Genomic DNA, 13,423 nt, shown 5'->3' with positions numbered 1-13,423 from the left:
GAAGTCATGACCGCCGCCCTGATGAACACGTACCAACCGCTGGCTTTGAGTTTCACCAAAGGCCTGGGCACCCGTCTGTGGGATCAGGCCGGTCGTGAATACCTCGATGCCGTCGCGGGTGTAGCGGTGACCAATGTCGGCCACTCGCATCCGCGGATTGTTTCGGCGATCAGCGAGCAGGCGGGATTGCTGTTGCACACCTCCAACCTCTACAGCATCGACTGGCAGCAGCAACTGGCGCTCAAACTGACGCAGTTGTCGGGGATGGAGCGGGCGTTCTTCAACAACTCCGGCGCCGAGGCCAACGAAACCGCGCTGAAACTGGCGCGCCTGCATGGCTGGCGCAAGGGGATTGAGCAGCCGCTGGTGGTGGTCATGGCCAACGCCTTTCATGGCCGGACTCTGGGCACCTTGTCAGCCAGCGATGGCCCGGCGGTGCGCCTGGGATTCAACGAGTTGCCGGGGGATTTCGTCAAAGTGCCGTTCGGTGATCTCGAAGCTCTGGAGCTGGTGCGGCAGCAACATGGCGAGCGGATCGTGGCAATTCTGGTCGAGCCGATTCAGGGCGAAAGTGGCGTGCAAATGGCGCCGCCGGGTTACCTGAAAGCCCTGCGCGAACAGTGCAATCGTCACGGGTGGCTACTGATGCTCGACGAAATCCAGACCGGCATCGGTCGCACCGGTCGCTGGTTCGCGTTCCAGCACGAAGGCATCGTTCCCGACGTCATGACCCTCGCCAAAGGCCTGGGTAACGGCGTGCCGATCGGTGCCTGTCTGGCGCGGGGCCGGGCGTCGGAACTGTTTACGCCAGGCAGCCATGGCAGCACCTTCGGCGGCAATCCGCTGGCCTGTCGGGTGGGTTGCACCGTGCTGGACATCATCGAAGAACAGGGCCTGCTGGAAAATGCCCGGGTACAAGGCGAGCGCTTGCTCAGCCGCCTGCGGGCGGAGCTGGCGGACAACCCGAATGTGCTGGCGATTCGTGGGCTGGGGTTGATGATCGGTATCGAACTGAAACAGCCGATCCGCGACCTGACCCTGATTGCCGCGCGGGATCACGGGTTGCTGATCAACGTCACCCGCGGCAAGACGATCCGGCTGCTGCCGCCGCTGACGATTGATGAGCGGGAGGTGGGGATGATTGTGAGGGGAGTGGGGCGGATGCTTGAGGTGAAGTAACTGTCGTGATTTGGTCCGAAGTGGTTGCCGCTTTTGCGGCAACCATTTTTCTCATCTGGGCAATCGAATTGAAGAGCCGCTGGGCGTTGGCCGGGGAGCTCAGTAGGTACTCTGTTTCATCCATCACCTGACATGCGGATTTCGGCATTTTGGTTGATTTTTCAGGCTCATCGTTGTTTTTGGCTTGCATCGACTGGCTCCAATTTAATTAGCAGCCAGTATCAAACGAAATTTCAAAAGACGTTTCTGTAAATTCAGTGATCCTTTTCCAAAGAGCCGTGCAGTCTCATGTAGGAAATTAGAAAGACCTTAATCAGGATAATCCGTCAGATCCGGCGCCAGCATCCGGGTCTTCGGTGCGCCGTTCGAGTTGTGCTGAATGATGTCCCGGGGCTGTCCTTGCTCATTGAAAAACACCTGGCCGATCCCCGCCGAATTCCATAGCCGTTCACCTGCTTCGGCATGCTCGGGAACGTACGGCACGATGCGCATGCGTCGACGTTTGGTCAGCCAGTTCAGCGGCGAGCGGGGTGAGTAGAGCCAGCGATTCAAGCGGTCGAACCATTCGAGCAGGGTGGGCGGGAATTCGTTCTTGATGCCGCTGCTGGTGATCTGCCAGATGCGCGGGCCGGCCTTGCGGTGTCGGATAAGCACTTCGTAGACGAAGGAATAATGCACATCCCCTGACAGCACCACGTAGCTGCCGGGTGTACGGGTGTGTCGGAAAATATTCAGGATCACCTGGGCGGCGCCGCGATGGGCCATCCAGTTTTCCGCGTCCACCAACAGGGGATAACCGCACCAGCTGAAGACCTTCTGCACGGTTTCGATCAGCTTCACGCCGAAGATCGGTGCCGGCGAGACGATGATCGCCGACGGATGATCGAGCAATTCCTGTTGCAGTTCGCAAAGGGCTTCCCAATCCAGCAGACCGGAAGGTTGCTTGAGCGCCATCTCACTGCGCCAGCGCCGGGTGCGGGTGTCGAGCACCACCAGAGCCGGGCTGGTCGGCAGCACGAAATGCCAGTGCTGAAAGCGCAGCAGCTCATCGATCAGTTCGTCCTGTACCGGGGAGTCGAGATAACGATCATTACCGCTGGCGCTCAGTTGCCGGGTTTTCTCCAATAAACCGCTGAATGCATCCGGGTTGTTGCCCCAGCCCTGGCACAACAGATAGGCGATCAGCGCATTGCCGATGATGCGTCTGGAGAACGGATGACCATAGGCGGTTTCTTCCCACTGTGCGGACAGGTTCCAGTCATCGGTGATGTCGTGATCGTCGAAGATCATCAGGCTCGGCAAGTGTGCCAACGCTCGGGCGACATTGCCCAGACCTGCCTTGAAGCCATCGATCCGGGTCTGCTCCAGTGCATAGCGCTGGCGGCGTTCGGGCGTCAGGTTCGGGACTTGTGGATCGATCAGCGTCCATGGTGTTGGCGACCACACCAACAGGTACATGGCCATGACTTCGGCAAACGTCACCAGATGGTTGTCGGCGCTGCTGCTGGTGAAAATCGGCTTGCGCGCTCCACCGAAAAATCGCTCACGCAATGTCTCGTTGCTCTCAAGCGCCGGTAACAGATCCGCACGGTGGTAATAACTGGCCGGGTGTTCGTAGAGTCGGGCGCTGTCGCTGACCACCGCGCCTTCGAGTTGCTCACCAAACAGGCCGAGTCGCTCGATCAAGGCATGAATCGCCCGCAACATCGGACCGGCAACGTCATCGGCGTAGATCTGATCGCCGCTCATCATCAGCAGGGCAGGGCGCTGCTGTGGCTCGCTTTCAGCCGCGAGCAGTTGATCGACACAGAGCAAACCGTCCGCTGCAGGGTGATGCGGTTTGCGGCACGAGCCGTGGAGCAGTTGATCGATGCGTGAGCGCACCACAAGGTTCGGGCACGTGACTTTGCCGTACAGCAGATGCGGCGCCCAGTCGGTGACGGAATGTTGGCCATCGATCAGCAAGTCGTAATCGACTTGTGTGTCTAAAGGCAGGGGGCTGTCGAGCGTGACGTCTATCAGGTGAATGAATGCATGAATGCCTACAGGAATGACCGTGCATTTCCCGGCATCCAGTGGAATGTCTCCTACACCTTGCAGGCGTAAGGTCAGCGCCAGCTCGCGACTGCCGACCAACCAAAGCGCTACGCGTGTCGGTTCCAGCCGTCGCAATAGCGGGCCGGCCAATACAGGAGGCAGCGGAGGCAGGTCAGCAGACATTCGAGACATCGGAGGGCAGAACTCAGGTCGCACAAGCTGGCGATGATAGCTCAGCCCGTGCTTTCAACCCTTAAGCGAGGCTTAAGAGTCCGACTTTTGCAGCTTCAGCGCCAAGAGACGCCATTCGGCAGGCGTCGCGTCGACTCTTGGCTGTTCCTGCACGGAGCAGTCGAAACGGTAAGTGACGTCGTCGCCGTTCATGTTTCGCGCGGTGACGGTATTGCTGAAGGTGTAGACCTGATCCTTGAAGCGTTGCGGTGCGATGCCTTTGCTATCGGCAAACCGCGCGGAAGCGGGAAAGCGCAAGGTACTGGTCACGAACGGGCTGCACATGACATACGCGAGCATCGACTTGTCACCCTGCGCGTCGCTGCGCAGTTTTTTGCTCAGGGCTGTCAGGGCTTTGCGCCCCTGGTCGTCACTCTGGTCAATCACGGTTTGCACCGACAGGGTTTTCGGCGCCCGACTGGCGTAGTTCGGCAGCAGGGCTGAGTCCGGTGGCGAGGGTTTGTCGTCTGGCTCGATAGCGGCAAACACTGGCGCGGCTTTCAGCGCATCGGGGCTTGCAGCCGACTCGGCTTCCGGCAGCAACGAGGTTGGCTCTGCTTCCCGTGTCACAACGTTTTCAGTCTGCTCGGCTTCGTCGTGATGGGCTGACGGGAACAGTGAAAGCGTGATCGACAGCACCACCATCGCCACAATGAAGCCGCCCGCCGCACCGACCAGATTGCCGTAAAACAGATGCCAGCTGCCGCGGTTTTTCACCACCCAGCGCCACATGAAACCCCAGGCCGCGACAAATGCCAGAAAACGCAGAAACTCCATTCGATCCTTTCCTTAACCTTCAAAAACCGGAAATCAGCGTCGCCCCGACGATGAGCGCTGAAGATGGACGGCAAGATATCAAAATAGAAGCGTGATACCAGTGACGTAAGCGTTGTTCAGCGAAAGTTGAGTACGAAAAACATCAGCGTCGTGACGCCGGCAGTCAGTCCGCACAGGCCAGCGAGCAGGTGACGCGCCAGTGGTTGTTCGGGTTGAGGGCGGCGGAGCATCCACATCCAGACTCCCGCAATCGCCCCGGCGGTTGTCATCACCTCCAGCAGGTCGCGGAGCAAATTTGCGGAGGACGGAGGGACGGCTGAGGGGAAAAGTCCGGAACATACAATCGAGATGGCCAACGCCACCAGGAAACCGCTGGCTGCGCCTGCCAGATTGGCCAGAAGCAGATTCCAGTTGCCACGCGTCTTCACGACCCAAACCCACATGGCGGCCCAAGCGAAGAAGTAAAACAAGGCAAACATGCGGTTCGTTCCTTGAATGCGATTTTTTGGAGTGAGGTGCTGTTGATGCGTTTGTCAGCAGTGGACGAGAAGATATCAAAATAGTAGCGTCGCGCCACTTCTCTCCTGTAATGGACTACCTATGTTTGCCGCCTTCAATGCCTCGCGTCTGCTCGGCGCGATCACACTCGTTTTCGCGGTAACCCCGGCGTTCGCAGCCTGGACAGAAGCTCCACAGGCCAGTTGGCAGTACTACAGCGCCAACTGTCAGCGAATGCAGGAAAAAATGGCTGACGTCCAGAGCGGTCGCACGACGGCCTTCGAGATTATGTTTGCCCTGGAGGATAACCTGCGAGTCCTCGATGAACGCCGCCCGAACCTGACGCCCGAATATCTCTATTCCCGCGAATACGCCCAGTGCGACAGCACCATCGCGCAAGCCGAATCGATGATCGCCCAAGGCAAGGCTGATTATGCCGCGCAAAACGAACGTGCCGTGCAGGAAGGCCGGATCGCTCACGAGAACTCCCCCGAGTACCAGCGCGCCCGCTCTCTGGGATTCAGCGATGTGGGTGAGCTCTCATTCCTGAAGCTGCATGAGGACATGGATGGCGAAGCTCGCCTCAAGACCATGATGATCACCGTCGATGCAGTCTGTGGCCGACACTTCCGTGCCACGCAGTATGTGAAACCGTATGTGATCTATACCGTCAGACCATCGGATGGCGGGTGCGGTGAGGAAAAACGCGTGGCGGTACTGGGAGGCAGGTCCGTGGAGAAGGGCGATTACATCGATGAACGCGGGACGTTCCAGTACGTGGGATGGAAGAAACTGGTTGGCCCGGATGGCTTTCCCACAGATATCCGTGTCGTTAAAGCGCTGCGCTGATGACGAATTACAGGATGTCCTTCAGGTAGCTTTTAAGGGCGAGGAGTGGTGCATCCATCTGCGCCACCGATCGTGCCTGGCCGAAATCAACCGACAACCTGTTCAATTCACGCCCCAACGGTTTTTCGATACCGCCCAGGGCATCCATCGCCAGGCCCAGGCATTCGTTCATCTTGAACTGAATGGTTTCGACATCCTCCCGGCGTACCAGCAGCTCGAACACATCCCGCTGGTAATCGCCCATGACCAGATCATCCCGCAAAATCGGGCTCAGGCCTTCTTCCTCGTACGCGAGTTTCAGGGAGAAAAGGGCGACTGTTTCCAGTGACGTTTCCATGGGGTGAACCTGTGTGAGATCTCGCCGGAGGGCCAGCGGCACTTTCCGGCAGGCGAAAAAAAAGGCCTTGCTAAGCAAGACCTTTCTTGATTTTGGTGCCCGAGGGAGGCTCGTGCGATCCATATAAATCAAGGTCTTAAGAAGAGATTAATATAATGGGATACATGGCGGGATACAAGAAATCAGATGCTGATTTTTTTCTCCCATTTCTTTGATCTTGATCGGTTTTATGCTGCAAGCAATCTATGATTCTACTCAGCCACGATAAGTCGTTACGAGACCATCAAAGGGAGCAGCATTGATATGAGTGATGAAAAATCGTCAGGCGATCAAGACTATGAAACCCGCCTCCAGCGACGTTTGAAGATGCTTGCGCAACAGATGGAGGGTGGAAAGGTTTTCATCAATGAAGGTCTCCAGGTCGTAGAGAGCCTTAAGAAAGTACGTTATGCATCTGATGGCTCAGTTGACCTTGACACGGTCGACGGTTTAGTGAGGTCAATGGCCCTCGCCGTAGAAGCCATGCACGATAGAGAAGAGTCTAAGAAATCCGCTCCCTTATCTGAAATACAATCTACTTATTTTGAATTTATTGAACGAAATTTTGGACATTTTTACAAAATAATGCTCAAAAAGAATTTAAGTCCCCATGATGCTGGACTTGCATTATCCAAGAGCGGCGAGGGTGTCGCTGAACTTATAAAAATTCTGCCTGATTTTCTAAAAACTATTAATGAGTTTTGGGATGAGCTCGGGTCCATTGCTATTGCCCATGTAGAGGATATGAATGATTCCCTAAAAGGTGTTTTTGGAGGAGATTTGTTTCCATCTCCAGTAGAAAACATCGCATCTAAATGCGGGCTGTACACCGATACAATTGTGCTGCCTGATCCCTACCTTAGGTCAAGGCATGTTTTTGAGTCTGTATCTGACGAGAAGAAAGCATATTATTTAATAAAGCACGCATTGAACTTGTTGCAGTACAAAGAGTTGGCATGCGCAGATGTAGTTCCACCCATTGTCGTAGTGTTGCCTGATACTTCAGCTTTAGAGTCAGCAGAGAAAGAATACTATTACAGCTTGGGTCGAGAAGATGCAGTGGTCCATGGCGGTAAGGTGTTTGGAAGAGCATTTGGAGATTTTGAGGAGCTGTTAGAGTTTTGCCAGGAACTCGATACGATTGAGCGAGTGGAGGAAGAGATAAGGGATCCAAGCAGAATTCTTTTTGATACCGATTGGAAAGGAGATCTCCGCGAGCAGTTTAGTAGGTTTTTACAAGATCCAAATCATTCTGGTCTATTAGGTACGACTAACCCGGGACTAATAATCGCTTCGCAAGGGTTAGGTCGGATGAGTACCAGCAATGAACTTCTGATTAAAGCACGGAGGCTCCGGGGTACACCAATTATCGATGCACCAACTTCGTGGCAATATCTCGCATGGAAGATGGAATATGATGCCGTTCATGCGGAGGAATTGGAAGGTATAGATCAGCTGCATGTTGTACGAGGATTGCAAACCCTTTCAGGAAGTGAAATGCAATGGCTTGGAAATATTCCTCCAAGGGCACTAATCGAAGTGAGGAAGTCTGGAGCGTTAGCGGAGGTTCGCGAAATTCTGTCGAAAGGCGTGGATGCGCTTGCACACTCCAATCCGAAAAATTTTCATCGTACTAGTGATAGAGTTTTCGATAATATTAATTCCGCTTTTTCTACGCATAGAGAGAATATAAAGACATTATCTGATAAAAAGTGGAAGTTTGCGGGTACCGAAATTGGATCGTGGTTGGTAGTCGGAACGCTGGCCGTTACTGCAGCTGCTACTGGTGCACCAGTATGGGGGCTCGCGGCGCTTGCAGCCGATCAGTTGCTGCCTTCACCAAAACTTAGAGATATTCCTAAGTCAATTAAGGAGCTTGCTGCTGAGTCAGCTAAATTGAATCTTTCGCCAGTAGGTATACTTTTTACAATTGGTGGTCAGAAATAGATGTGAGGGATTGACTGCTGATTTGGTTTTTTTTTGAAACGAATAATAAGTTAGCCGAATTTTGTAAGTGCGTTCTTTCATAAGGGGATGGGGTGTGACAGAAGACGAAGTTAATATTTTTGATATGTCGACAGAAGCAATTCTTATGGCAGCTTTGAATCAAGTAACTTTAGGAGCTGTCGCGCAAGAGTGTCCGTCGTTTATGGAGGATCTGAAAGGGGTTCATCCAGTAAAAGCGGCCGCGGCTTTTGGATGTCTTTTGTTGCAAAAAAAACTTCAACCTAACTGTCTTAGGCTTGAGGTTTTAGTTCATTTGAGTCTGGCAAAGGGGCAGGGGGAACGGACGTTATCACCAGCAAAAATAATGCAAGGCTACTCCACTGTTGGAGATGCATGTGGAGCAATGGAGGATCCTCCAGAAGATATATTTGTAGGGAATGTTTCTTCAAAGGTGGGTAACTACAAGGTTTTAGAGGGGATTTGGGAAGGTGGGACATTTTATCTCCAGCGGTTCGTGAATTTAGCAGATGAGCTTCCAGAGGAGTTGTCGGAAATAACTAAGTCTATCCATGCTTTGTTGAAGCTGTCGGATGTTGCTTGTTCTAGAGCAGGACTGGTTCGCAATGAGCTGGGTGATCCACATGGTGAAGAAAGCCTTCCCAAGAAATACACGGATACAGGAAAATATAGGCAACACATAAAGTTCAAGATTTCCGAGCTTGAAGCGCTAGGGATTGATTTTGATGACTTGCTTCCGTTTTTATTTGATCCTCGTTCACGGGCTGAGCTCTTGGGGCAAGTTATATCTAATACAGATCTTGAGGCTCGACCACTAGCGAAGTTGGATGACTCTATTTACTTGGTTTTGCCCACCGCTGTATCTATAGCGGTGCGCCGGTATTTTATCGAGTCATTAGGTACGGGGAAAGGCAGGAGAAGTTTTCTCTATCACCTAGGAAATGAATATTCCAGGGCTTTTGATGAATCTACTCTTTTGGGGGAACACCTAGAACCAATTCCGTTTTCTCATATGGACTGGGGGTCCGTGTGTTGTATGTCTCGCCAGGTCGATGTTGGGAGATATTTGAATTTAATATTTGTGATAGATGCGATCGAAGATTACCCAAGTAATAAGTTTTCTGGAATGTTTACGGGTAATCCAACGTTGAGTTCCGAGCTTAAGCGCGCCATTACGGAAATGCAAGACTATGCCTCAGGGCGACCGGGCTTTCGTGATGGGTTAACTTTATTGATTTGTTGCGGTGTAGGGCGGGGAGTAGCAATAGATTGTCTGTTGAAACAAACGGATAAGTGGGGGTTTGAGTTTTTAAGCGCGCATGATTTCTGTTCGCTAAGTAAGGTTAGAGGTATAAATTCACTGGACCTGTGGAGAATGCTGCAGGCGAGAGATCGACTCGCTGAACAGGGAGTTTGGATCCAGAATGTTAATGGTTTTTTAAATTTGTATGCCTGGGCTGAATCTTTAGGTGGACATCTCGTCCCTCACGGTGAGGTTCCAGAGAGTTCAGAAGAGTTTACGATGCTTCATATGGCAATAACGCAGAATGCCATTTTGGATATTCGCTATGAAATTGTTAATAGTGTAGATGCTCATGTTCAAAGATTTATTGATGGTACTTGGCGGTTGTTGCGAAAAGAGGGTAATAGCTATTTTTCTGAAGATGATGAATTTCCTTTGTATGGTAGCGTTCAGTTGGAACAGGGCGTATCGCCATTAGGAGCGTTCATTACTAAATCCAGATGTTGGTGGTATGAGTTATCCTCGCCAAAGACGGGGCTGGACACGGGGACATATGATAGATGGAAGATGGTGGGGACATGGTTAAAGCTCGCAGCAAATCCTCTGGATGATTTTTTCAGATTGAAGCTTGGAAGTGGACCAATACTATGGAGGTGCATCTTTGAAAACCTTCAGGGCAGTGTTCAGGTCGAAAATCCAGGAGAGGAACGAGACGCAACAGAATCGATCGATTTAGTGGTAAATAAAGAATCGAGAATTATCGAGCTTTATATTGGATCAGGGTTTGAAAGGGCGATTTATCATAAAGAAAATATCGCAGAGCGTGCTTTAGTTACTACTTTTTTACGAGGAGTTGCTGAGCTTGCTTCGCCTGATGTTGTCGATATCAGTGACTTGATCAAAAAAGTAATACCCGACGTTTACGCTCGCCATTCGCATATGTTTCCTCAGAGGCAGTTTAGAGATTTTATTCCTGAAATTCATAAGCTTAATCTTGTCGAAATTAATAAAATCGATGACGCGGCGAATAAGATTGGAATGGGGTGGCTGTTCCGTAGTCCATCTGAAGGTGGGCGGATCGTAGGAAAAGAGAACTGTCGAGATTTTCTGAATGGTTTGATTCGTCGACTTGAATCTGAGCTATGTGCGGAACTACGTTTATTTAATAAAAAGAGCTTCTTAGAGAAGTTGATTGTTAATCATGAGGTTGCCGCCGCATCGAGGGATCGTTGGCATAGAACAGCAGCTGCTGTTGTGGCTTTGCGTAAAGATAAAGTCGCTGCGTTACAAACCATGCGTGACCATGAGTTCAAACTTAATGCTGTGTTCCAGCCGACACGCAATCTAATAGAGATGGTTATATGTGAGTCGCCTGTAGAGGGAGGGCACGTGTTAGGTGACTTGGATCTATCTAGGTTGCTAGCAAAGGCCTCAAGACTATATCACTTCGGAGGATGGTCTGATCTTATTCGTTGGGATCTGCTTGAGCCATTGCTTATCGTTCAGCCTTTGGGTGATGTACATGCTAAACATGAGTTTATGGATACGGTGATGGAAGGCTTCGGGCGCGCTGCTAGTGAGTATCGCTATAAAACATCAATTGAAGGGTATTCTCAGAATCTAGATAAGCAAGAGGTTATAGTTAACGCAGAGGAGAAGTTGGACGGTAAGTTTGTTGAAGCGTGGATGCAAGAGTTTGGGGTAACTATTGATCAGTATAGGCGTTTCATAGATGCGGTTGAAAATACGGCAATTGAAAAGCAGTCCTCAGTCGTAAGTATGACGGTAGCCCAGCTAATTGCGTTGGCTGACACAGAGGAAGTAGGGAGAAAAATTGTAGAAGATTTGACTCTTCATCCTCGTTCCACTTGGCGTGATCTACCTGAGGGTTACGATGAAAAAGATATCGCTCCTTGGCGTTTTCGACGTAGGTTAAGCGCTTTGCGACGGCCATTGTTTAAACTTTCAAAAGAGGACGATTCGGCATTTCTCGTAGCGCCAGGGCTTCTTCGAGATGGTTTTAGTTCGATGTTTTGGAATTATTATCGTGCTTCATACCCAGACTGGCACCTGGGTCCTGCCATGAGGCGCTACGCAGGGTACGCCCGAAACAGAGATGGAATGAGTTTTAATACTCAGGTTGCAAGTCGGATGGCGGAACTTGGCTGGCAAAGTAAGCCTGAAGTAAATGTAACAAAAATTTTATCTCGGGCTCTCGAACGGAATTATGGAGATGTCGACGTTCTTGCTTGGAGTAAGGAGCGCGGCCGTATATTAGTCATTGAGTGCAAGGATCTCCAATTCCGGAAAACATACGGTGAAATTGCCGAGCAACTCAGTGATTTTCGTGGGGAGTGTTCAAGTGATGGTTCTCGGAGAGATTTGCTTAGAAAGCATTTGGATAGGGTTTCTGTTCTCACGGAGAATATTCAAGAAGTTAGAAGGTTTGTTGGTTGCAGTGACAATGCTTTAATCGAAAGCATAATTGTTTTTAGGCACCCAGTTCCTATGCAGTCAGCCGAGGGGCCAGTTAGGGAACATGCTGATCTATATATATATGATGAGTTGCATCAGATCTGATTCACTCAATAAGGTGCGGCTGTTTTTTCTAGTTTGAAATTCGGGATCAGGTTTGGAAGTTTTTGGTTTTTATTAGGATGGTCGATAATTATCAAAGACGAACATCCATGTAAATATCTTAGCTAGAGGAAACCTGCGAGTCTGATAACCCGTGTAGGAGGTACCCCTTAGGGAGGACCCGTGAATTCTGCCGCTACGGCTCCTTTGCCTGGGACGAATCGGGCACAACGGTCAGTAGGATCTGGAGCAATCCGCCGCGTCCGTTAGCGCTGAAGGTTCTCGCCGTGAAAAGGGGCGAGGGGAAGGCTCATCAGTAGGTATCGAAAAGGCGGTGTTCCGTGTGTTCCATGTGTTCCAGAAACGCTGGAGGTCATGAATTACGTGGCTTCCAGAGGTGGAACACCAAATGCAAATAACCGGAACACCAGTTGCGCGGAACACGTTTGGTGTTCCGCAATTGGTGATCCGGTTAGGGGAGGAAATGCATCATCTAAGTTAGCGGCGATGCGGTGAGTCAGGCGGCTAGCAATTGCTCCATAGACAGTGCGTGGGCTTTATCGCTGATTGTCTGCTGGCAGATGCACGCAGGGCCGTGAGGGGTTTGCAATGGTACGTAGAGCTCACTCATCGAGCTTGTCCAACCCAAAGCTTTCTCGGTGGCTTCCAAATGTGCTGCGACGGCGGCAAACTCCAGAGCGGCCTTGTCCAAGCGGTCAGCCCACATGATTCGCGCTACCCGTAGTTGCTGCTGACGGAGATCTTTCAGAACCTCTTTGATTTCTTTGATTTCTTTGATTTCTTTGATTTCTTTGATTTCTTTGATTTCTTTGATTTCCTCATCGAGCTTTTCAACTTCATTTTTCAAGGCTTGCGCGGTCGTTGCCACTCCCCGCTTGCCTCGTGTCGCCGCTGATAGCGCTTCTGAGGTCAGACGCAGTGCCTTCCCCGCACGCTGCTCATCTACCTCGTCTCCATCGCTGAGAGCTACCGCATAGCTCACTGCTGCTTGTTTCTCTGCATATTGGGCTTTCTCGACTTCGGTTCGTTTCTCATCCTCCAACTTTTGCAGCTTGGTCGATAGTTTCAAGCGTTTGTCCTGCAGCTTTTGCAGATCGCTCTCTACCTGGCTGATTTCTTTCTGAGCCTTTTTGATATTGGTGCTCGCGAGCCGGGTGCCATCATCCCAGGCGATAAGCCTTTGAATACGCTTGATCTCGGTGGCATGGCCCTCGATAGCGGATTTAGCGTCATCAAACGCATCAACGGTTTCGTGAGGATAAGGCGCTCTATTGATGCGGTTTTTGCAAAGAAGCGCTTGGCTTCCTTTAGTGCTGGGCGATTAAGGAGGGAGGCGATTTCGACTGGCCGACTTGGATTTAAGGGATGGTTGCAAATGGGGCAGTCAGGCAAGTTGCTGGATAAAAAAATACGAGTCGAACGGCGTCGGGAGGGAATATTTGCGGTTATTGAATTCGACGTCGAGAAGAACAGTGTGCAGTCAATCTTCCCTGCCATCACTTTTCTTCAGACGAAAAAAAAAGGCCTTGCAAAGCAAGACCTTTCTTAATTTTGGTGCCCCGAGGGAGACTCGAACTCCCACTCCTTTCGAAAACGGATTTTGAATCCGCCGCGTCTACCAATTCCGCCATCAGGGCTCAATGGCGGCGAAGTATAGAGAGGTGCCTACC

The 13,423-nt window shown here is 51.3% G+C and carries 10 protein-coding genes and 1 tRNA gene; 5 read left to right on the top strand and 6 right to left on the bottom strand.

Translation table 11 applies throughout. From position 1 onward, the window contains the following. Positions 1-6: 6 nt before the first annotated feature. A complete protein-coding gene (locus tag M5B44_RS12430; RefSeq protein WP_248739324.1) occupies positions 7-1,179 on the top strand; it encodes an aspartate aminotransferase family protein in 1,173 nt (390 codons plus the stop codon). Positions 1,180-1,488: 309 nt separating this feature from the next. Here the strand turns inward: M5B44_RS12430 and M5B44_RS12425 are convergent, their stop codons facing one another. From M5B44_RS12425 to M5B44_RS12415, 3 genes are all read right to left on the bottom strand, one after another. Next, on the bottom strand, positions 1,489-3,408 hold the full coding sequence (locus tag M5B44_RS12425) for an alkaline phosphatase D family protein (RefSeq protein ID WP_248739323.1): 1,920 nt from the start codon (positions 3,406-3,408) through the stop codon (positions 1,489-1,491). Between the two features lie 72 nt (positions 3,409-3,480). After that, positions 3,481-4,224 carry a hypothetical protein gene (locus M5B44_RS12420; RefSeq protein WP_248739322.1) on the bottom strand — a complete coding sequence of 248 codons (744 nt, stop codon included), beginning with the start codon at positions 4,222-4,224 and terminating at the stop codon, positions 3,481-3,483. A gap of 116 nt (positions 4,225-4,340) precedes the next feature. Next, positions 4,341-4,703 (bottom strand): hypothetical protein, encoded by a 363-nt coding sequence (locus M5B44_RS12415; RefSeq protein WP_248739321.1) that lies wholly within the window; start codon positions 4,701-4,703, stop codon positions 4,341-4,343. Between the two features lie 121 nt (positions 4,704-4,824). Between M5B44_RS12415 and M5B44_RS12410 the strand changes: the two genes are divergently transcribed. Next, positions 4,825-5,571 (top strand): hypothetical protein, encoded by a 747-nt coding sequence (locus tag M5B44_RS12410; RefSeq protein ID WP_248739320.1) that lies wholly within the window; start codon positions 4,825-4,827, stop codon positions 5,569-5,571. A gap of 7 nt (positions 5,572-5,578) precedes the next feature. On the opposite strand, the gene M5B44_RS12405 is transcribed toward M5B44_RS12410, so the two are convergent. After that, positions 5,579-5,908 carry a hypothetical protein gene (locus M5B44_RS12405; RefSeq protein WP_085709387.1) on the bottom strand — a complete coding sequence of 110 codons (330 nt, stop codon included), beginning with the start codon at positions 5,906-5,908 and terminating at the stop codon, positions 5,579-5,581. 303 nt (positions 5,909-6,211) lie between these two features. On the opposite strand from M5B44_RS12405, the gene M5B44_RS12400 reads away from it, so the two are divergent. After that, the gene (locus M5B44_RS12400; RefSeq protein WP_248739319.1) at positions 6,212-7,894 is read left to right on the top strand and encodes a hypothetical protein; all 1,683 of its coding nucleotides are present in this window, start codon (positions 6,212-6,214) and stop codon (positions 7,892-7,894) included. A 94-nt stretch (positions 7,895-7,988) separates the two neighbouring features. Further along, positions 7,989-11,735, top strand: coding sequence for a zinc chelation protein SecC (locus M5B44_RS12395; protein WP_248739318.1), 3,747 nt, complete (start codon positions 7,989-7,991; stop codon positions 11,733-11,735). Positions 11,736-12,249: 514 nt separating this feature from the next. Here M5B44_RS12395 and M5B44_RS12390 read toward each other — a convergent pair. Then, complete coding sequence (locus tag M5B44_RS12390; protein WP_248739317.1) at positions 12,250-12,822, bottom strand: hypothetical protein; 573 nt, start codon at positions 12,820-12,822, stop codon at positions 12,250-12,252. 18 nt (positions 12,823-12,840) lie between these two features. On the opposite strand from M5B44_RS12390, the gene M5B44_RS12385 reads away from it, so the two are divergent. Next, positions 12,841-13,302 carry a hypothetical protein gene (locus M5B44_RS12385; RefSeq protein ID WP_248739316.1) on the top strand — a complete coding sequence of 154 codons (462 nt, stop codon included), beginning with the start codon at positions 12,841-12,843 and terminating at the stop codon, positions 13,300-13,302. Positions 13,303-13,305: 3 nt separating this feature from the next. Here the strand turns inward: M5B44_RS12385 and M5B44_RS12380 are convergent. Then, positions 13,306-13,390 (bottom strand) — tRNA-Leu (locus M5B44_RS12380). Between the last annotated feature and the right edge of the window lie 33 nt (positions 13,391-13,423).

This window comes from Pseudomonas sp. MWU12-2029 (assembly GCF_023242425.1).
Lineage (GTDB): Bacteria > Pseudomonadota > Gammaproteobacteria > Pseudomonadales > Pseudomonadaceae > Aquipseudomonas > Aquipseudomonas kribbensis.
This window is presented reverse-complemented; position numbering and strand designations above follow the sequence as displayed.